Source organism: Helicobacter canis (assembly GCF_900451095.1).
Taxonomy (GTDB): Bacteria; Campylobacterota; Campylobacteria; order Campylobacterales; family Helicobacteraceae; genus Helicobacter_B; species Helicobacter_B zhangjianzhongii.
In genome coordinates, this window is record NZ_UGHV01000001.1 from 1,352,265 (window position 1) to 1,371,314 (window position 19,050).

Sequence of the window (19,050 nt, forward strand, 5' to 3'; positions counted from 1 at the left end):
CTTTATTTCCCTTTTCCTTGTGTTTATAGAGAGAAGGCAACACCCAGCTCCATTCCGAACCTGGCAGTTAAGCTTCTCTTCGCCGATGATACTGCATCTTTCAGGTGTGGGAATGTAGGTCGATGCAGGGATAAGGGAGATTCTTCTTTTGACTTCTTGTGTTTTACTTATTGTTTTTACTTAGTGTTAGATAGCTCTTATTACTCATTATATTTTTAGTTTGTTGGTGTGGGCTTGCTTCATAAATACTTTTTATGAATGCCTAGAATCCACTTTTGTAATCCTGTCGAGTTTTTCAGCTTTGACTTGTCATTGCGAGCTTTGGCACAAGGCAAAGCATTGTAACGCACTCCCACTCTGTCATCTAAAGTCTTGAAAAAGGCGCGGCAATATTAGAATCCATTTTTCAAGCTAGATTCTGGTTGTGCTATGGATCGCCGTGCTTTGCGCTAGCAAAGCTCGCGATGACGGAGTTTGGGTGTTTTCCTAGAATCCACTTTTGAAAGCCCCGCCACAATCCTTAGAATCGTGCGGTAGTAAAACGGACTTTGTGAAGCAAACCAAGCTTTTTGAAGTAAAACAGACTTTGAAAGTCAAACTCCTTTAAAAGTGGATTCTGGTGGAGAGAGTGGATCGCCACGCCGTGTTGGCACACGGCTCGCGATGACAGAAAATAGGCATTAAGGCTAGAATCCACAACGCGAAGTTTCTTTAGAAAACAAGGGACACCGCTCGGCGCAAGCCGATGTTTCTTTAGAAAACAAGCGAAGCGGTGCGAGGCGAAGCCGAAGCAGGTTTCTTTAGAAAACGCAGCGGTGCAGACAAAGTGAAACAGGTTTCTTTAAAATACGGCAGCAAAACGCAATAAATGTAAAAAGTGGATTCTATGATCGCCACGAAAATCCGCTAGGGCAAATGCTAGCCTAGATCCTAGGGAGCCATAGAGCGACATTGCCTTGCTCATAGCTAAGATATGTGCTATCTCCGTGTCCGGGGAAAATTTCTATATCGCCATCATCACCAAGCCCCCCAAACTCCCCCAGCGCACTAAATCTCTGCAAGGAGTCGCGCATATCACTAGGGCTTGAGTATGGAAAATCATACCGCCCGATACTGCGCTTAAAGACAAAGTCCCCACTATACATACTAGAGATTCTACCTGTGCTATCTCTTAGGCACACCACCGAGCAGCCCGGCGTATGCCCGGGGAAATGCAAGTAGTAAATCTCCACCCCACCTAGCACAAACTCACTTCTACCCTTATCGCAGCTCACAAGCACATCATTTGCGCTAAACTCATAGGGAGTAAGCCCTGTCTCAAAGCAATCGCTCTCCAGCATAAAGCCATCATCTCTAGGGCAATACAGCGGGATCTCTGGGCGAGCGGCTTTAAGCTTGGCTACATCAAAGATATGATCAAAATGCCCGTGTGTAAGCAAGATCGCCAAAGGATTTTTGCTAGATTCTAGCACCCACTGCGCACTTCCCATACCTGGGTCGATGATAAACTCCCCCTGTGGCGTTTGCACGATATAGCAGTTTGTCTCATAAGGACCAAATGCCTTGCATAAATGCGGAAATCTTTTGAGCACTTTTTTTTCTTGCACACTCATAGCCTACTCCTTACACGACTGCTACACATTACGCTTTATCACCTAAGCCCGAACCGCAAGCTTGCCAATAGCCTCAGGCGCAAAGTCATCGACAAAGGTGCGCATAGCTTTAGAATACATATCCACTAAGCGATTTGTCTCAATAAGCGCGGTCATTTCTTTGATCGCATTGACATTGCTTTTTTCGATAAATCCTTGCGCAAGAGAGCCATCATTGATAGACATCACGCGATCTTCTATGCGCTCTTGTGGGTAGCTATAAAGATTGTCCCCTACTTTTTGGAGGTATTTTGGATTATCAAAGCTCACAATCGCTAGCGCACCGCCATCTACCGGGGCATTTTGCTCTTCATTAGCACCAGAGCGGAAGAAGAGATTGCCATTTTTATCCGCTTCTACTTGCATACCTTGCCCTATGATGATCCCGCCTTCTCCATCGATACCCACGCGAGATAGCACGCGGAAGCCTTGCTTGGTGCTAAGATAGCCTTCATTATCAATAGTGAAGCTCCCATCGCGTGTGTAGCGCACGCCATCTGGTGTTTGTATAGCGAAGTAGGCATTGGGCTTTTGCAGGGCGAAGTCTAATGGGTTTTCTGTCTGGGCGATCGCGCCGCTTGCAAACTCTGTGTATTCCTCGCTGATGATTGGCACGCGGTTTAGATTGCGGTTTTGGTATTGGGCGGCGGCGCGGGTGTGGTCTTTTAGCGGCAAGGTATCTTGAGTCTGCTTGTAGAGTCGCAAGAAATCGCCGATGACTACATCATCGCGCTTAAAGCCATTGGTGTTGAGATTGGCAAGATTGTTTGAGATGACATCAAGGCGGTTAAACTGCGTGATCATACCGCCTGTGGCAGAGTAGTAGCCATTTATCATATCCTATCCTTAGGGCTGAAAGTGTTTGTAGAATCTAAGCAAGTAGTATTCCACCTAGAATCCACTTTTTAACCTAAACGCTTTTTCTGTCATTGCGAGCTTTGGCGCAAGACAAAGCGTGGCAATCCATAAAAGACACAATAAAAAGTGGATTCTAGTAAAGATTATTTTGCTAGCGCAAAATTATGGATCGCCACGCATCGCTACCCTGCTTGCTCGCAATGACAATAAGGGTAGCATAGCACAAGGCTTGCGATGACAAAGCAAACCTATGCAAGAAGTTGCAATCTAAGACTAAAGCCCTATCAAGCTAGGCTAAGGCTTCTTGCCATAGTAGCAAGCCTACAAGCACGCTTTGTCGCCCTATGCCTAGGATCTGCTCGCGCAAGGTGCTAGCTTGCTCAATGCTAGCTTGCGTGGCGTGGGCGGCTGGGTTGCGGATCGCTTGGAGAGATTTGATAAATGACTGCAATTTAATAGTAGTAAAGCTGCATAGATCGCGCTTTTTGTCGCCATTATAGAAGCTATTTTTCGCGCCTTTTAGCTTGCAATTTTGATCATATCGCCACGAGTCTAAGAGAGACTTGGCGTGCTGCAATAGGTGCTTTGTCGTGCCAAGGGCTGGAGCCCTTTTCGCCCTGTCTTCAAGCCACTCTTGCACGCTGGATTCTATCTCTTGCACGCTGTAAGTAAGCTGGGATAAGGGGGATTCTACATTGGCAAGTGTGCTTTGGTATGCCACTAGGGTCGCAAAAAGTGCGCGGTAAAATCGCATAATCTCTTGCTCCATTGATTTAGCATAGAGTAGGACAATGCCTGTGCAGTCATAGAGTGGATTTTCTCTGTTGGCAAGGTATTCTATCTCGGCGTTTATGAGATTGTCCATCGTATCTGGCAGCAGTGTGCCAGCAAGCTTACTGCCAAAGATATAGTCGATAAGCCGCTGGCGCACTTGGATTTGCTCAGGAGTCTTAAACATATTGTGGTAGTGGGCTTGCTCTTGGGCGAAGTAGTTTTGATTGGACTTTAGTGTGATGAAAAGCGGGTAGGTGTAGTCGTTGCCATAGATGGCAAAGGTGCGGTTATTGTGCAAGGTAGTGCAATCTGCTAGGAAGCTATCGCGCACGGAGGCAAAGTCATTGCGAAATAGCTCGCGCATATCACTCACTACAAACCACAGCTCCACTTCAAGCCCCTTTTGCTCATAGTAGGCAGGGGCTTTAGCGACTTGATCGCGGGATATGGCAGTAACTTTGCAGGCATAGAGATTGGCATAGTCGCTTAAAAAGAGCTGCAAAGGACTCTCCCTAGAAGTGCTAGTGATAAGCTGCTCCCACTGGGTGCTGGCAAAGGCGGTGCTAGGCGGCTCTAGGATTTGCGCTGGCGCGCTAGGCTCTGCTTGGGCTTTTGGCTCTTGGGCGCGCATTTTGGACTTAATCTTGCCAAAGGCGACACTGCCGTGGGATTTTAGGATTTCTAGGTGGGATTGTATGACGCTGCTTTCATAGTAAGGGTTGTAGAGTATGAGTAGGGCGGTGGGGTTTGTGGGGTGAGTCATTATACGCCTTTAGGTGTGGATTCTAGGATACATTTACGCAAAGCAGGCTACACACGCAGCTATTTAAAGATCTTTTTGCCTAGTGTGCGCAAAGAGTCTAGCCCAGCACTCACAGGGTTGCTATGGGGCTTCATCGGCAGGTGGCATTTGGGGCAGCTCCCCGCACGCATATCTTCTGCTCGGATCATATCGCTTTTGGGCGCGTGGTGCTTGATATAACCGCATTTTTGACAGACATAAGTCCTAGGTCTAGGGGGTATCATCGCTCTCTCCTTAGAAATTTGTAGATGACATAGAGCCAAAATGCCGCGACAAACCAGCCTGCTATAAACCACGCTGTGCTATGCGGAGTGCCATTATACCAAAGCCAGATTGCTTCAAAGCCCAAATAGCTTACTGAAAGCAGCGCGACTATGGTGATAACGGCTATTGTCAAAGTCGCTTGAAATATCAACACAATGGTGGCTATGATAGCCGATACAAGCAAGATCAATGCCATAATCTCTCCTTGCTTCTTGCTAGCTCTTTTTGCTCGCTAGATTGATGATCTTCTCTCTAAAGCTTGGGTCTGTGCGGTATCTAGCAAGCAGGGATTCAATGGCTTGCACAGAGTCCTGCAAGGCTTGCGGGTCGCTTTTGGCAAAGTCTAGGATCTTTTGGGCGATCGCCACACTAGAATCCACTTTTTGCTCTGTGTTGCTGGATTTTAGCTTGGGGAAGTCATCGCTTAGATCATAGATGAGCTTGCCGAGCTTGGCGCAAGAGCTTGGGTGGCTCCATAGAAATTTGAGTAGCTCTTTGAGTAGGGATAGCATTGTAACTCCTTGCATACGAGATAGAATCTACTTTTTGTCATCGTGAGATTCTGCGCTAGTAGAGTCGTGGCAATTCTTTCACACTAGAATCCATTTGTGCGGATTGGATCGCCACGCTTGCTTATCGCAAAGCTCGCGATGACAGAGTATCATCGCGCGGAGTGAAATCCGCGTGGCAAGCGCAAGCTTCTGTAATCTACAAGCCAAAGTCTAAAAGTGGATTCTAGGCGGCATTGTAGCAAAGAGTGATGACAGGTTTTGTCGCTTGGATCGCTACTTTTCTATGCCATCGTGCTTGCACTCGATACAGAGATAGACTTCTGTTTTGGTGCTTTGTGTGCTGGCTTCTTGGATAGAGCGTTCAAGGCTTGCTTGTAGGCTTAGTGGTAGGGTGTTTAATTTAAGTTGCATATTGAACATAGATGTTTGCGTGGCAGAAATACTGATAGAAATGCTCTCTTTTTCTTCATAGCGATATTGGAGGCAGCCGCGCTCTAAAAACTCTTTGATGATGATTTGTAGTTGATTTGGCGGGGCTTCTACATTGATTTTCTCCTGCTCTAGCCACCGCTCTATCTCATCGACACTGCATTTAGGCTGGAAGCTTGCCATATTCACTTCTTTGCTGTGAGATTTAGCACTCTCTTGGCTTTGCTTATCGCTAGAATCCACCTTGACTTCACCTCCAACAACCTTATATCTCCCGTCAATTTCTGCGCGTGTTTTTTGCTCTTTTTTATAGCTTTCAAACTCCTCTTTGCTATAGCATACTTTCCAGCTTGAGCCATTGCCTAGCTTTAGGATAAATTGCTTTACTATCGCTTCATACTCTTCCCAATACTGCTGCCCAAAGCTCTCTGCTTCAAAATACACATTTTCATATAGCTCTGAGGGGACAAGGGGCTTGATAAATTCGCCACCTTGCAGGGCGATATATTGAGCCATTGGCACGAGCTTGCCTTTAGCATTTCCTCTAAAAGGCTTGACATAGTAGCCATCTAGCTGCTCATAACTTGCTACTATGTCAAACTCTCCATTATTGGAGATGATAGCCTTTGTGCTTGGGTTTTCTTCATTTATTCTTATTTCTGTAACTTTATCGACTAGCATTATTTTCTTCATTGTGTTCTCCTTTGATTGATGTTTGTTGGGCGGGTGCTTGGGTAGGGGTGCTTGGGCGTAGGGCTTGATAAGCAAGCGCGATTACAATCACCACGCCTGCTGCAAGTAGCACTCGCTTATTTTGCTTAGCCCTTGCTTGTGCCTTAGCCCTTGCTTGCACTGCTGCTTGATACTCTCTATATAGCTCACTAAATCGCGCGATTTCTAGCCCCATAGCCTGCAAGGTAGGCTTGATAGACTCTAGACTCTCATCATCACTCCATAGCACAAGGGCTGGGCGGATCCTGCCTGCTTCATCTCTCTCGGGGTGGTATTGCACACAGAGCATATACCCTGCAAGGGGCAAAATCTCTTCGGTATCAAGATGTGAAGGCACATCGCGTATAAGGGCATAGAGCTTATTGACATAGCTCTGGGCTGTATCGCTATCTACTATCACTCCATTTACAGCGGTGATATTGTGGCAATTACCACCTGTTTCTTTTGATTGTATTGTTGCTATAACCATTGCTGCACCTTTTGCACTGATTGAATCATCTGTATGATTTCTTCTCTAGGGTTTTTTGACAAATCATAGGAGAAATAGTGGATACCAAGCTCTTGTAGCTCACTTTGTATCTGCTTTATCTTAGAGTCTAGCCCAGCAGCTCGCAGCTTGTCTAAATGTGTCCCCACTGCGATAAAGGTAGGGATAACATAATCTTTAGAAGTGCTGTGATTTGCTTTTATGTGGTCTTTGTCGTAGTCTTGCATATCAAAGACATAGAGCCACAATACTTTCTTTTTAGCTTCTTGTGGCAATGTCTTTAGTCTCTCGTTGCGCCATTGTTCTTTTTCGCCATTGTTGGCAGAGCTTCCGCCGGTATTGATGAGCTTCCATTTCTCATTTGCTATTTGTGCTTCATAATTTTCATTTACTCCGTGTGTTGTGGGATAAGATTTTTTAAATCCATCTCCTTGAATGATGTGCAGCATCGTATCTTTGCCAGCTAGAGCTTTGCCTTGCAGCCAAATAACTCGCTCATAACCGACAAAATTAAACTTATTTCTCCGCTCCTGCTCTTGTCTCTCTGCTTCTGCTTTTTCATCAAGGTGGTCATAGATCTTTTTCCCACCCCATATTGCTCCTAGTAACGCTATCCCTCCTAATATAAATGGTAATGGCATTGTGTCTCCTTGTGATATGTAATATTTGCTTGTAGTAAGCGAGATGGCATTAAATCAAAAAAAAAAAAAACAGCTTAAAGCTAGGCAAAAGTCGCCAAAATCCAGCCTAAGTGCTATTTGCTGTGAGAGTGGGGCTAGGGGGTAGCTGCTTTGCATAGCTGCTTATTGTGCTGTGTATTTGCTCTTGTATTTGTGTGATAGGAGCTATCAAACCATAAGAGATCATACGCGAGAGTCGATCGACCTCTTGTAGTGGGAGAAAGGATTGATCAAGTGCGCTGTGGGTTGATACAATATAAAACTCTTCATAATTGCTAGCGATCTTATCTACCACCTTGGCAAGCTCCTGTAAAAGCGCGTAGGCATTATCGCAAGCTTGCTGTGTGCTTGCCCTAGAATCTATAATACTTGCCAAAAAAGCAGCCAAATCACTAAACCCAGAGTCATCGCTTAATCGCTGCTTTTGGCAGGGCTTGCTATCGTTGCAGCTATCTTTGTAAGGGGAGAGAAAATGATCTTGTATCTCTTGTGTAGGGAGATTATCTCTGCCCTGTGTGGCGGCATTTAGATCGTGGCTTGCGATTAGGCAAGAGGCTTGCGAGAGCAGTGCGGGCAGTGTGTAGATACTCCTAGCTCCAGCATAGCTTTGCGCAAGGGAGTCTTTGAGCTTTTGTATCACTGCTTTTTCCTGTGGGCTTGTGCCATTGGCTATTGGCTTTAGTGTATTGGAGGTAGCAGATTTATCAAGCAGCACATAGACTTGTGATTGCTTATTTAGCCCTTGCTTGATCGCCTTTAGCGTGCTATCTGTAATAATATCGCTCACTATGAGTAAAACACAATGCGCTTGCTGCAAGGCGCGTGCAGTCTCTTTGCTTAGATTCTTTTCGTCTATAAAGCTTGGTATATCGATAAGCTGCAGATTTTTGCCATTAAGCGTAGTGCTATAAGTGGCAGTCTCTTGTGTAGAATCTAGTGTGATATTTGCCCCATCGCAAATGCGCATAAGCTCAGGGAGTGCTACTCTTCTTGCTTGGGTGTATATGTCTATTTGCGCAAAGGATAAGAGCGCGCGCTGTGCTCTGGCTTGCTTGCACGCTGTGTTTATGATGAGTTTTTTTGTTTTACTCAAGCCTAGAGATGACTTCATCTTCCCCCAGAATCTAGCGCATTCTAAAATATATTGCTGTGTAAGATTCTCAAGCTCTAGGCGAATGTCTTCTAGCTGTTTGCGCGCTTTTTGCATTAGTGCTTTCATCGCTTTTATACGCTCTTGCAAATGAGTGTATCTACTGATAAATTGCTCTTGCTGCTTGCGCTTAGAGGGCTCTTTAAAGTGGATTCTAAGTGCTTCTAGCAGGGTGGCTTTAGCCTTATGACTCTGGCTGCAAAGGGCGCAAAGAGCGATTGTAAAAATGTCTTTTTGCGTGGTTTGCTCTCTAGTTTGCTCACTCAAGGTGCTTACAAATGTGTCAAAGAGCCTTTTACTCTCTTGTAGCTTTTGTTTATCACACTCAAAAAGTAGCGGTGATAGTGCATTTACTTGCTTGTGGATAAAGTCAAAAATCTCTTTCTCACTCATATAGACTCCTTCTTATCAATATCTCTAACAATGGCAGTAGATAAAGCACCCTTTAAAGCCTGTAAAAATCGCAGCTATAAAAAGTGGATTCTAGGCTATCGCCACTACACTAGCAGTGGCTTGCAATGTGGTAAAAATCTATCGCTAGAATCCACTTAGACAAAGCTCAAGGAAGCTTAGAGAGTGAGTGCTGCGCTATCCCACGCTTCTATACTGGATTCTAGCTTGGCTTTATCGCCATTAGATTCTACTAGTAGCCTGCTATACTCTCTACCAATATCGCGCAAGATATGCCCATACACCCCACTTAGTGGCGACTCTGGGCTTTGGTGTGTGGGGACATTAAAGAAGCCAAAAAAGCTAGCCGGACTAGGCTGGGCTTCCTTATCTAACCCGATTATGCGGTATTTATACGCCGCGTCCTTTGCTAGCTTGCTTAGCGCGATGGTGAAATTCGCAGGCTCTATGCCAAAAACACTCTGCAAATGCTTCATCATACACACTTGCAGCGGCAGTGTCAGCCCTGTGTTGAAAAGCCATTGATGTCGCCACTTGGTATCGCTCAATTTGTCGTAGATGGGGCTAGGGATTATTGGGAATATGCAGCCCCCACCCCATACAATTTGCTCCTTATCGCCGCTTAAGCTTGTGATGACTGCAGCATAGAGACTGATAAGCTCCTTTGCCATATCGCTTGGCGTGTTTTGCTCGCTCTCCGCTTCCTGTGTGGTCTCCCCACTCGACTTACTTGCTTGCGTAAATTGCGCAAAAGGCTTCGCCTTACTTATGTGATCAAACATCTCCTGCCCTAGTGAAAGCACCTTTAGTAGCTCATCTTGGGTGGGGGAGAAGCTTTCAATATACGCATTTATCTCACGCATTTTTTGGGATAATTTAGCGTTTCTGGTGGATTCGGCTTTGCGCGATAAATCGTGGATTCTACGCGATTGTCTGCGGTCATTACCGCTAAGGTAAATCCCTTGCCAATCGCTTGAAAGCCCCGATTTCTCATCGCAAATCCTAGAATCCTGTGCTAACTCGCTTAGAGTTTCTGCGGTGCTAGAATCCACTTTTTCGCCAATCCTGCCGCCTGCGTTGGTATCGCTGCTTGCTTCATCGGCAAATCCTTCCGCCTGTGAGCTGCTTAGAGTTTCTCCATCGCTAGAATCCACTTTTCCACTCTCTTGGCTTGCTTGCTCTAGCTTGTCCCTAAGCTCCAAAAACCCTGCCCCAAAACTAAAGCCCCCCATATCCGCACAATATCGCGCAAAGGGTGCTTCTATCTCTTCGATCAGCCGCTCTTGTAAAAGCTCTTGTTTTGCCTCCTCTTTTGCGCGCTTTTTGGCTCTCTGTGCCCTTTTGAAGGCATACTCTTCTTTCTCCTCTTCCTTAGCGTTGTAGTATTTATACGCCAAATATCCCAAGCCACCTAGACCAGCTATGCCTAGCCCTACATTTTTCCAATTTACTTCCATTTGCTACTCCTTGTAATGTCATCGCAGAGCAAACTCTGCGTGGTGGTATTGTATAAAAGGGCTATGACAGGTTTTGTCATTGCGCCGCTCATTTGAGTCCGCGTTAGCGGCGTTTGCTGTCATTGTGAGCAAGCGCGGTGGCGATTGCGTGGCAAGCGTAGCTTCTGCGCTAGCAAAATAGGCTTTACTAGAATCCACTTTTTGATATGGATTACCAAAGAAGCTGCGCTTTGCCACGCCTTGCGGGCAAGGCTCGCAATGACAAGAAAAAGTTTAAAAAATTAAAAAGTTTGAAAATAAGAGAGTCGCTGGCAGCGGGTTAAAAAGTGGATTCTAGGAGGTAAGATCAGCCTAGCTTGCAAAAATCTCTGCGATCAACTCATCAAGGGCTTCTTGCATTTTGCCCTTTAGCGTATGCAGCTCTTTTATCTGCTTATCAAGCTCGGCTACCCCCACAAATTCTCGCAGCTCTTCAAAACGCAGCGCGATACGCTCGCTCATAAGCTCTGTCTCATCTGTCTCATCGCTTTCTTGTGGATTTTTCTTCTTTTTACCTTTATTTTGTTTTTTAGTGTCTTGTGGATTTTGCGACTCTTTCTTGCTGTCTTTTGACTTCGCTTTTATATCCGCCTTTTTGCTCTCATCAAAATCCACTCCACTCTCCAAAATATCAAGCTCCAAAGAGGTGATGACACTTCGTATCTGTTTTGCTCTTTGTTTATCGGCTTCAAGGGCATTTTCATACATAGCAAACACACCATTTAGCTCATTTTTCAGCTGCTCTTTTGAGATGATGTCCTTATCCACAGAGTGCAAGAAATCGTGCAGTGAAAGCTTGCGGTGGGCTAGCTCCTTTTTATTCCTAGAGTCATAGGCACTTATGCCCTCATACTCCATATAATTATCATCTAGCACTTCTTGTATATGATCAAGGATCGATTCAAGCTCACTTTGTGGCTTTAGATCGGCTTTGTTTAGCAGGATATAGAGCTTTTTGCCCTCTAAATCTAGCGAGTCTAAAAACTCCAAATCCGAAGCAGGAAATGTCCCAGCTTGAGCAGATATAAGCCAAATTAGCGCATTGGCATTTGCTAGGTATTCACTAGCAGTATCCTTGTCTTTACCGCTAAAGCCAGAGTCTGAAGGATTGTAGCCGGGCGTGTCGATAAAGCAAATATGCTGGTATGCTGGGATTGGCGTCTCCATAACCATCATAGGTAGGATATTTTTTAGATTAAATCCAAGCTCTTTGATAAAGTTATGGCTCAAATTCGCATATAAATCAAGCGGCACATCTATAACGCCATTTTGATAAGTATAGCCTTTGATGATGTGCCTATCTCCATGGACAATGTAGCTTGCGATCGCCGTTACAGGCGTAACGCCAATAGGCAGGGCAATGGTATTATCCCCAAAAAAGCTAGAGACAAACTGGCTTTTCCCTGCGCTAAATCCCCCACCCACGGCTATGGTAGATTTATTGGCAATGGCTTTGAGTGAGAGTAGTCTGGCTAGCTCTTTTTGCAGGGTGAGTAGCTTGGTATAAGCCTCCACCTCTTCTTTTAAGCTTACAGAATTAGCAAATGCCGCATAGTCGTTTTCTACCAGCGATACAAACTTCCCAAAAATTTCATTATCTATACTTGAAGCATTAAGTGTATTGCCGATAAATTGTAGCTTTGTGTTTTTATCATCAATATGTCGCAGTAGCTCACTCTCATCAAGCATTTGATAGATACTCTCTCGCAATGTGGCTATATCTTTACCGCGACTAAAGTTGAAAAATTTCCCCGCTTGCGTGAGCAATGAATCAATATCTTCCTTATCTATCATATACTGCCACCTTTTGCAATGTATCAATTTGTGCCATTTTAGATCTCCTGTAATTGTTTTTTGATCGCTTGAAGCTCACTTAGAGCTAGTGCCTTATAGTCTATATCCTTAGCAAGCTGGGCGATCTGCGCTTGAAGCTCGCTAAAAAGCTCATTGCCTATATTGATGTTTGCAAGCTTGTTTGCCATTTGCTTGCAATGCTCTTTTATATCGCTTCGCGTGGTTTTCTGCAAGCTTTGGATAAACTCTTGTGCCTCTTCTAGGAAGCGTTCTGCCGAGTAGTCTTTCAGCGTCCCGCTTCCGCTAGGCAGTGGCTTATCACTATATGTCATATCGGGGAATTGCAGAGCATTGATAATGCCCCTTAGGATTGAGCGTAGCTTATTGATATTTATATCATCATCACTGCCGCCATTTTGCTCCACACTCTCACGCAGCGTGCGGATAAGATTTCCATTAAGCTCGGCTTTAAAGCTTCTTATGCTTTTATGCCCCATATCGCGTATGCTATTTTCTACCATAGCTACTAAATCATCAAGCGAAGATCTAACCGCTCCAGCGCGCACGGTGGTATAAGTCCTAGTCTCTGTGCGAGAGCTACCCCAAGTCCAAGGTTTAATCCATTTTGAAGTGCTAACTTCACAGGTTTCTGTTTCTGTGCCTTCTGCATCATTGGTCGCATTTCTTGCCTTGCTAAAATACTGCGCTAGCTCATTATGCAAGGCATTTTCAAGCTCATTGATAAAATCCCTCCGCAAATCTTCAAAGCACTCATCAATATCGCTAATGGCATTATCTTTTAGCCTTGCGATTTGCTTTTGCTGCTGCTTTAGCTGCTCTACATCTGTTTCTTCTATCTCTTTGATATGATCGCTGACATTTTGAATAAGATCGCTAGCATATTTATCAATATTGACTGCTTTTTGCGCTAGGAAGCTCTCAATCTTCTCCCTAGCAATCTCTTCTTTACGCATAGCCACATCTGCAAGCTTGGATTCTATGGTCTTGATATTAGAGATTAGATCGAGATTTGCCTCTAGGCTTGCTTGGCTAGAGAAATTATCAGGGTAGGATTCTCTTAAAAGCTTGAGTGCGTGTGCCTCACTCTCATCAAGCTTGCTCTCATCGTGGGTATCGCCTAAATTTGCCTTGATACTAAAGGCAATGCCAGCAGAATGCAGCACTCGCTCTTGCTTTTGCGTAATAAGGCTATCATAGGCTGTGCCTATCTCTGGTCTATCGGCTTTGAGCTTTTGTAGCGTATCGCTTAGATGTGTGCCTAAGCTATTTTTGAGATTATCTAACGCCTTAGTCATCACGCCGCCTGCGCGATCTCTCTCACTGCCGTGTAGCTCACTATCCACCTTAGAGGCGACTACAAATAGCTCTCGTATGCCGTTTTTCTGCGTGATCCTATCCATAAGCTCCATATCTTCACTGCTCATAAACTGCCCAGCAGGTGAGACGATAAAGATAACATCGCATTCTTTGAGGATCTTTCTTGTGCGCTCTTCCCTTGAGACTACTGGGTCATTCACACCGGGCGTATCCACAATCTCCACATTTTGCAAGGATTCTAGCGGCAGGCTTATTTTCACACTTTTGGTTAAAGGCATATATCTGCCATCAGCCCCTACATAGTCTTCAAGCTGGCTTTGCAAAATCTCAAGGCTATCAAAGGTGATTTCTTTTGCTTGTAAATCCGCAGTATTGATACCGCAAGCTTGGATTCTAGCGTATTGATCTTTGCTCGCAGCAAGGGGGCTTTTTGACATTTCGCGCTCTACTTTTTGGCGCGCTTTGCTCTCTATCTCTGCTTCTGGTAGCAACTTAGATTGAAGCCTTGACTTCGCGTTTTCTATCTCAGCTTTTGTGGCACTCTCTAGCTCTCTGTCATACTGCTGGGCTTCTTTTTTGATATTTTCTACATCTTGCGGGGTGAAAAACTCTATCTCCGCCCCATAGCTCTGCCCCCATTTTAGCTCTGTGAGTGCTGCAGTCATAGGCGTAGCTGCTTTTGGCAGGATATTTTTGCCATCAAAGACTATGGCATTAAGTAGCGATGATTTTCCGGCTTTCACACGCCCGACAATGCCTATTTTCATCAATCGCTCTGTATTGCTGATCTTAGCAATCTCTGCTTGTAGCTCTGCTCCTGTGCCAAGATCTAGCTCGCGTTTGCTATCTCTAGCACTCTTTTCAAGTCTGTCAAAATTTTTTGCCACAATGCTATCTATGGATTCTAGCTTATGTATTATTGTTTGATTTGTATCCATTGTTGCTCCCTATGCGTATAGTGCGGTATTTGCAAGTGCAGTGATAGAATCTAGTGCCTCTTTATATGTCGCTATCATCTGCTCTATCTCTTGCTTCTTGCCCTCTAGCTCACCTTGAGCGGACTCTATCGCCTGTAATTTTTGCGCGATTTGCTCTTCAAACTCTTGGCTAATGGATTCTATAAGCTTGGTGGTTTGCTCTTGTAGCTCTGGTGGAAGCTTGGCTCTAAGCTCGGCTAAAATTTGTGGGAATACTTGCGTAAGCAGGGCATTTTTCACACTCTCAAGCTTCTTTTGCTCTGTGTCGCCAAAGAGTAGCTGCACAAGAGTTGGCAGCAGCGATACTATCGCTGTAAGCAGTGGATTGATAATAGGTGCTATAAACACGCCTATTTTTCCTATCGCACCGACTATGCCGCCATATTTCGCCATAGATTCTGTCGCATTTGTGAATAGGGTCGTAGCCGTGCTACCTATCTTTTTGACATCAATCACATTGCAAATCGTATCACCTAGCGAGAGCCTTTGCATAATTGATAGGCTATCTTCAAGCTGCTTGCCAAAGGCGTGGATCACATCTTCGCCAATATGCTCCATACTTGTTTTTACTTCTTGAGAAAGCGTAGTTTTCACAATGGAGTTAATCGTAGAATCAAGCGCGCTATCGCCGCCGCTCATATAGCTTTGTGCTATTTCATTAAGTCCGCGATTGAGTGCATTATTGACACCATTGATGATTTTATTGATATTGGTATCGCCATATCTCTCTTGCACTTGTGCGATTAAGCTATCCCTCTCTTGCTCGAGCTTTTGTAGCCCATTTTTTAGATCTTGTATATCTTTGGCATTTTGCTCTTTGTCTTGGCTAAGGGCGGTGATATGTGTATTGATCGTTTGCTTAATCTGGCTGAAGCGATCTTTTAGCCCTGTGAGATAGAGATCCTCTACAATCGCATTGGGATTAAGCGTGCTAATGATTTTAGCTAGGCTTGTGCCACCATCTTTGCCGATACACTCCACCTGCCCTTCATAGTCAAAATAATCACTCAACTGCTCTTGGATAAAGCTCCTTATCTCATCTAGCTCGCTTTGTGGCTTAAGATTACTCTTGCTTAAAAAGAAGCTAAATTTACGCTCAAAGGTAAGGAGATTGTCTATCTCTCTCCTAACGCTTGCGGTGATATTGCCGTGCTCTACACTTTGGAGTATCACAAAATACACGCCTCTTCTAATGTATTCAAAGATAGCTTTATTATGCGAGGCGAGTGGGGACTCAAAGCCGGGCATATCCACAAGCACCAAAGGCTCTATATCCTTTAAGCACTGCTTATTGAGATAGAGCTTGGCATAGCTAAATTCACTCGCCTTATTTTTCAGCTGCTCCATTTGCGATTTTTCAAATCTCACGCTCTGCCCACTTGGCGTAATGGCTTCTACATACTCCTGCGTGCTGTAATGCAGCTCGGTAGCTAGGGCGGTCTCTGGCGTTACAGCGACACTTAAAATCTCTTCTTGCAAGAAGGAATTAAGCAGGCTTGATTTCCCCGCGCTAAAGCCGCCAATCACAGGGATAAGCAGCTCTGTGCTAGTGATATTAGCAATGGCATTATCAATGCCAAAGGACTCTATATCTAGCGCACTTAATTTTTGTAGCTCATCTTTCAATGATTGCAGAAACTCCACATATTTTGCTTGGACTGGTAGCATAAACTCTCCTTAGGATTAAAATGAAGTGCGATATTACTGCGCCTAGATGACAGATTGTGTCAGCATTGATCGCAAGGCAGCGATTCTAATCAAAAAAAAAAAACAGCTTAAAAAATAGAAAAAGTGCTCAGTCAGGTGGTGGCGCATTGCTAGCTGTGCTGCTTGGATAGGTATTGTGGCTATGGATCCTAGGAGCTTGCTAGCACAGCGCAGGTGCGTGTGGGCTAGGACAGGTGTCATTTAGTGGAGAGGGGGCTAGAATCCACTTTAATAAGTAGTAGATAGATACTCTTGCAAGATTTGATTAAGCTGCTTTTGCAAATGCGCTGGCTCTAGGATTATGATAAAGGGCAAAAACATTTTCGCTAGATTTAAGATCTCATCATCATAGCTATACTCGCAAGTGATATAAAAATGCGTGGCATCGTGGCTATCTAGGCGGATATTGGAGATGAAGGCTTTGCGCATAAAGTATTCTTTGGCGGTGTTTTGGATCTGCAAGGTGGCGGATTTGGCGTGGGGATTCACCCACTTTGCAGAGCTTTTTTCTACGATGGATTCTATCGCTGGGCTAGGTTTGAAGCGCGCTTCTTCTAGGCGCAAATGCTTGATATGAGTAAAGGTGAAGTGCTTTAGCGTGCCGCTCTCATCAGCGAGCAAATACCATATACCATTATTATTAAGCAGGCGGTAGGGATTGGCTTGGCGCGGTGTGGATTTGTAGCTAAAGTGTATGGTGTGCTGCTTCAAAATCGCTCTAGCAAGCAGCATAAACATATCTTTATGCGAGGAAATATCTTCAAAGCCTTGATTTTTGATAGCAAAGGGGCTTGATTTGGAGGCTATCGGGGCGGGGTCTTTGCTGTGATTATCCCAATAATCTGGCAGCGGGATATGGAGCAAATCGCCGATAAACTTATCATCAAGACTTGGAAAAAGCCCCCAAATCCCACTCACTCTAGCAAACTCTCTAATATCCTTAAACCCAAGCTTGCCTAGGGACTCTGCTTGCAAAAAGCATTTGCCCTCCTTGTCTTTTTGGATTGGCAGGAAGCCTAGCCGCTGGTTTATATCGCGCTGGATCGTGCGCAAATCGACATTAAATTCCTTAGCGCATTCTCTCATAGAGATATGCTCGCCATTTACAAGCGCGTGGAAAATCCGCACGATCCGCATTGTCTTTGTATCATAGCTCATTAGCGTCCTCCTGCCTAGATGAAGCGGCATTGTAGCACAGCCTGCACGCGTGAAAAACGAGTTTTACCAAAGACTTACAGAAATATCTGTGCATTTTACATACGCTACGCATAATATCACCACAACTGCTTTAAGCTCATAAGGACAGCAATGCACGCGATGATTGATATGAAAGACTTGACGCTTGGCTATCGCAAGGAAAAGATTCTAAAACACTTCAACCTGAAAATTAAAAAAGGTGAGTTTGTGGGGATCATCGGTCCTAGTGGAGCGGGGAAAAGCACACTTTTGATGAGTATCGCTGGGGGGATTAAGGTCTTTAATGGGCATTTTACTGTGCTAAAGCACGATATGAAAAAGCTAAAGAAAAAGGAGCTTACACAAATCCGCCAAGAAATCGGCATCATCTTTCAGGGATACTGCCTTGTAGATAGGCTAAGTGTGCTAGATAATGTCATTAGCGGTATGCTAAAAGATCTGCCTATGCCGCGAGCCTTTATCCGCTACTACAAAGACAAAGAGATCAAAAAAGCAAAGGAATTTATGGAGATTGTGGATATTGAAAAATATTCACTCAAACGATGTGATGAGCTAAGCGGCGGGCAGCGGCAGAGAGTAGCTATCGCAAGGGCGTTAATGGGAAATCCCAAGATTATTTTAGCCGATGAGCCAATTTCAGCCCTTGATGTGAAAAGTGCTACAAAGGTTATGGAGATCCTAAAAAAAGTCAATGAAACCTATGGTGTCAATGTCATCACAAACTTACACCATTTAGAGTATGCCAAAGAATATTGCAGCCGTATTATTGGCGTAAATGGTGGGCAGCTTGTGTTTGATGGGAAGCCAAAGGATTTGGATTCAAAAGCGATTGATAGGATATATCATAGTGAAGAGGTGCTAGCGTGAGGGATTTGGCTTTTTCTAAAGGGGATTCGGCTTTGGGTAATCATTCCGCAGATTTAGCAAATTTTAGGGCAACCGCAGACTCTTGCTCTGCCCTAAAATTTGCTAAAAACTACGAAAGCCCCACCGCAAAACAAGCGACAGCGGTGCAAGGCGAAGCCGCAGCAGGTTTCTTTAGAACTCCTAGAATCCTTGAAGAAGATGATCGCGCTTTGTGTGAAAAATCCACCGCAAATAAAAAAGTGGATTCTAGGGAAAACGCCGAAAATGTAAAAAACCCAGAATCCGCTTTTGATAAAAACGCCCAAAGTGTAGGTGAGTCGTGGGCAGCGGTGAAAGTGGATTCTAGTGATGAAGCTTTTTTAGCGTCATTGCGAGCGGACTTGTCCGCGCGGCAATCCATACAAAAATCTACCACCGCCCTAGAATCCACTTTTGATAAATCGCAAAATGAACGGGCTGAAATCGTGTTTGATAAAAACGCAGAATTACAAAAAGTGGATTCTAGGATTTTTCATAACACCGCCATTTTTGCTGCCACAGAATCTATGGATTCTAAAGAAACATCGGCTAACGCCGAGCGGTATCCCTTGTTTTGCCACGCCACTGCTACGCAGTGTCTCGCAATGACAGAAAAATCCACCGCAAATAAAAAAGTGGATTCTAGGGAAAACGCTCAAGGCTTAAAAACGCCGCAGGCGGCAGGATTTTTAAAGGAGTATCAACGATGCCCAAGCGATTCCAAGATTTCGAGGCTAGAATTGGGGTTTTTACTAAAGAAACCTGCTGCGGCTTCGCCTTGCACCGCTTCGCTTGTTTTCAAGCCGCGCAAGGAGATAAGACTAGGGTGTCTATCGACGAAGCGCGGCGATGAAATCCACGATTCTAGCCCGAAAGCTGAATCGAAAAACTTGAAAGGATAGCTT

20 protein-coding genes and 1 rRNA gene are annotated in these 19,050 nt (G+C 44.7%); 4 read left to right on the forward strand and 17 right to left on the reverse strand.

Annotation, left to right across the window (positions count from 1 at the left end; translation table 11 throughout):
• Positions 1–15 precede the first annotated feature (15 nt).
• Positions 16–131: ribosomal RNA gene (gene rrf, locus DX060_RS06300) — 5S ribosomal RNA — on the forward strand.
• A 389-nt stretch (positions 132–520) separates the two neighbouring features.
• Here rrf and DX060_RS11355 read toward each other — a convergent pair.
• From DX060_RS11355 to DX060_RS06350, 11 genes are all read right to left on the reverse strand, one after another.
• The gene (locus DX060_RS11355) at positions 521–697 is read right to left on the reverse strand and encodes a hypothetical protein (protein ID WP_181814219.1); all 177 of its coding nucleotides are present in this window, start codon (positions 695–697) and stop codon (positions 521–523) included.
• Positions 698–923: 226 nt separating this feature from the next.
• Positions 924–1,613 (reverse strand): MBL fold metallo-hydrolase, encoded by a 690-nt coding sequence (locus DX060_RS06305; protein ID WP_115011660.1) that lies wholly within the window; start codon positions 1,611–1,613, stop codon positions 924–926.
• A gap of 42 nt (positions 1,614–1,655) precedes the next feature.
• Positions 1,656–2,489 (reverse strand): flagellar hook-basal body protein, encoded by an 834-nt coding sequence (locus DX060_RS06310; RefSeq protein WP_115011661.1) that lies wholly within the window; start codon positions 2,487–2,489, stop codon positions 1,656–1,658.
• Between the two features lie 310 nt (positions 2,490–2,799).
• Positions 2,800–4,047, reverse strand: a complete 1,248-nt coding sequence (locus tag DX060_RS06315) for an HP0729 family protein (protein ID WP_258552225.1) — start codon at positions 4,045–4,047, stop codon at positions 2,800–2,802.
• Positions 4,048–4,106: 59 nt separating this feature from the next.
• Positions 4,107–4,310 carry a hypothetical protein gene (locus tag DX060_RS06320; RefSeq protein ID WP_115011662.1) on the reverse strand — a complete coding sequence of 68 codons (204 nt, stop codon included), beginning with the start codon at positions 4,308–4,310 and terminating at the stop codon, positions 4,107–4,109.
• Complete coding sequence (locus DX060_RS06325) at positions 4,307–4,546, reverse strand: hypothetical protein (protein ID WP_115011663.1); 240 nt, start codon at positions 4,544–4,546, stop codon at positions 4,307–4,309. Before DX060_RS06325 ends, DX060_RS06320 begins: the two co-directional genes overlap by 4 nt.
• A 19-nt stretch (positions 4,547–4,565) precedes the next feature.
• The gene (locus DX060_RS06330; RefSeq protein WP_115011664.1) at positions 4,566–4,862 is read right to left on the reverse strand and encodes a hypothetical protein; all 297 of its coding nucleotides are present in this window, start codon (positions 4,860–4,862) and stop codon (positions 4,566–4,568) included.
• 273 nt (positions 4,863–5,135) lie between these two features.
• Positions 5,136–5,984, reverse strand: a complete 849-nt coding sequence (locus tag DX060_RS06335) for a hypothetical protein (protein ID WP_115011665.1) — start codon at positions 5,982–5,984, stop codon at positions 5,136–5,138.
• Positions 5,959–6,492 carry a hypothetical protein gene (locus DX060_RS06340; RefSeq protein ID WP_115011666.1) on the reverse strand — a complete coding sequence of 178 codons (534 nt, stop codon included), beginning with the start codon at positions 6,490–6,492 and terminating at the stop codon, positions 5,959–5,961. Before DX060_RS06340 ends, DX060_RS06335 begins: the two co-directional genes overlap by 26 nt.
• Positions 6,483–7,151, reverse strand: a complete 669-nt coding sequence (locus DX060_RS06345; protein ID WP_115011667.1) for a hypothetical protein — start codon at positions 7,149–7,151, stop codon at positions 6,483–6,485. Before DX060_RS06345 ends, DX060_RS06340 begins: the two co-directional genes overlap by 10 nt.
• Positions 7,152–7,257: 106 nt before the next feature.
• Positions 7,258–8,733, reverse strand: a complete 1,476-nt coding sequence (locus DX060_RS06350) for a hypothetical protein (protein ID WP_115011668.1) — start codon at positions 8,731–8,733, stop codon at positions 7,258–7,260.
• Positions 8,734–8,763: 30 nt separating this feature from the next.
• Between DX060_RS06350 and DX060_RS12010 the strand changes: the two genes are divergently transcribed.
• Positions 8,764–8,892, forward strand: a complete 129-nt coding sequence (locus DX060_RS12010; protein ID WP_258552226.1) for a hypothetical protein — start codon at positions 8,764–8,766, stop codon at positions 8,890–8,892.
• A 17-nt stretch (positions 8,893–8,909) separates the two neighbouring features.
• On the opposite strand, the gene DX060_RS06355 is transcribed toward DX060_RS12010, so the two are convergent.
• The 6 genes from DX060_RS06355 to DX060_RS06385 form a co-directional block, all read right to left on the reverse strand.
• The gene (locus DX060_RS06355; RefSeq protein WP_115011669.1) at positions 8,910–10,208 is read right to left on the reverse strand and encodes a hypothetical protein; all 1,299 of its coding nucleotides are present in this window, start codon (positions 10,206–10,208) and stop codon (positions 8,910–8,912) included.
• Between the two features lie 18 nt (positions 10,209–10,226).
• Complete coding sequence (locus tag DX060_RS06360; RefSeq protein ID WP_115011670.1) at positions 10,227–10,445, reverse strand: hypothetical protein; 219 nt, start codon at positions 10,443–10,445, stop codon at positions 10,227–10,229.
• Between the two features lie 114 nt (positions 10,446–10,559).
• Positions 10,560–12,041 carry a dynamin family protein gene (locus tag DX060_RS06365; protein WP_115011671.1) on the reverse strand — a complete coding sequence of 494 codons (1,482 nt, stop codon included), beginning with the start codon at positions 12,039–12,041 and terminating at the stop codon, positions 10,560–10,562.
• 38 nt (positions 12,042–12,079) lie between these two features.
• Entirely contained in the window at positions 12,080–14,317 is a 2,238-nt protein-coding gene (locus DX060_RS06370) for a dynamin family protein (protein WP_115011672.1), read from the reverse strand.
• Between the two features lie 9 nt (positions 14,318–14,326).
• Entirely contained in the window at positions 14,327–16,024 is a 1,698-nt protein-coding gene (locus DX060_RS06375; protein WP_115011673.1) for a dynamin family protein, read from the reverse strand.
• A gap of 267 nt (positions 16,025–16,291) precedes the next feature.
• Complete coding sequence (locus DX060_RS06385; RefSeq protein ID WP_181814220.1) at positions 16,292–17,221, reverse strand: helix-turn-helix transcriptional regulator; 930 nt, start codon at positions 17,219–17,221, stop codon at positions 16,292–16,294.
• Positions 17,222–17,371: 150 nt separating this feature from the next.
• Here DX060_RS06385 and phnC point away from each other — a divergent pair, with 150 nt between their 5' ends.
• Positions 17,372–18,127, forward strand: coding sequence for a phosphonate ABC transporter ATP-binding protein (gene phnC / locus DX060_RS06390; protein WP_258552227.1), 756 nt, complete (start codon positions 17,372–17,374; stop codon positions 18,125–18,127).
• 5 nt (positions 18,128–18,132) lie between these two features.
• Positions 18,133–19,047, forward strand: a complete 915-nt coding sequence (locus DX060_RS06395) for a hypothetical protein (RefSeq protein ID WP_147278786.1) — start codon at positions 18,133–18,135, stop codon at positions 19,045–19,047.
• Positions 19,048–19,050 lie beyond the last annotated feature (3 nt).

Coding starts and splice junctions, on each gene's coding strand:
- DX060_RS06305 (WP_115011660.1), bottom strand. CDS start 1,613: ATGAGTGTGCAAGAAAAAAAAGTGCTCAAAAGATTTCCGCATTTATGC.
- DX060_RS06310 (WP_115011661.1), bottom strand. CDS start 2,489: ATGATAAATGGCTACTACTCTGCCACAGGCGGTATGATCACGCAGTTT.
- DX060_RS06315 (WP_258552225.1), bottom strand. CDS start 4,047: ATGACTCACCCCACAAACCCCACCGCCCTACTCATACTCTACAACCCT.
- DX060_RS06320 (WP_115011662.1), bottom strand. CDS start 4,310: ATGATACCCCCTAGACCTAGGACTTATGTCTGTCAAAAATGCGGTTAT.
- DX060_RS06325 (WP_115011663.1), bottom strand. CDS start 4,546: ATGGCATTGATCTTGCTTGTATCGGCTATCATAGCCACCATTGTGTTG.
- DX060_RS06330 (WP_115011664.1), bottom strand. CDS start 4,862: ATGCTATCCCTACTCAAAGAGCTACTCAAATTTCTATGGAGCCACCCA.
- DX060_RS06335 (WP_115011665.1), bottom strand. CDS start 5,984: ATGAAGAAAATAATGCTAGTCGATAAAGTTACAGAAATAAGAATAAAT.
- DX060_RS06340 (WP_115011666.1), bottom strand. CDS start 6,492: ATGGTTATAGCAACAATACAATCAAAAGAAACAGGTGGTAATTGCCAC.
- DX060_RS06345 (WP_115011667.1), bottom strand. CDS start 7,151: ATGCCATTACCATTTATATTAGGAGGGATAGCGTTACTAGGAGCAATA.
- DX060_RS06350 (WP_115011668.1), bottom strand. CDS start 8,733: ATGAGTGAGAAAGAGATTTTTGACTTTATCCACAAGCAAGTAAATGCA.
- DX060_RS12010 (WP_258552226.1), top strand. CDS start 8,764: ATGGCAGTAGATAAAGCACCCTTTAAAGCCTGTAAAAATCGCAGCTAT.
- DX060_RS06355 (WP_115011669.1), bottom strand. CDS start 10,208: ATGGAAGTAAATTGGAAAAATGTAGGGCTAGGCATAGCTGGTCTAGGT.
- DX060_RS06365 (WP_115011671.1), bottom strand. CDS start 12,041: ATGATAGATAAGGAAGATATTGATTCATTGCTCACGCAAGCGGGGAAA.
- DX060_RS06370 (WP_115011672.1), bottom strand. CDS start 14,317: ATGGATACAAATCAAACAATAATACATAAGCTAGAATCCATAGATAGC.
- DX060_RS06375 (WP_115011673.1), bottom strand. CDS start 16,024: ATGCTACCAGTCCAAGCAAAATATGTGGAGTTTCTGCAATCATTGAAA.
- DX060_RS06385 (WP_181814220.1), bottom strand. CDS start 17,221: ATGAGCTATGATACAAAGACAATGCGGATCGTGCGGATTTTCCACGCG.
- phnC (WP_258552227.1), top strand. CDS start 17,372: ATGCACGCGATGATTGATATGAAAGACTTGACGCTTGGCTATCGCAAG.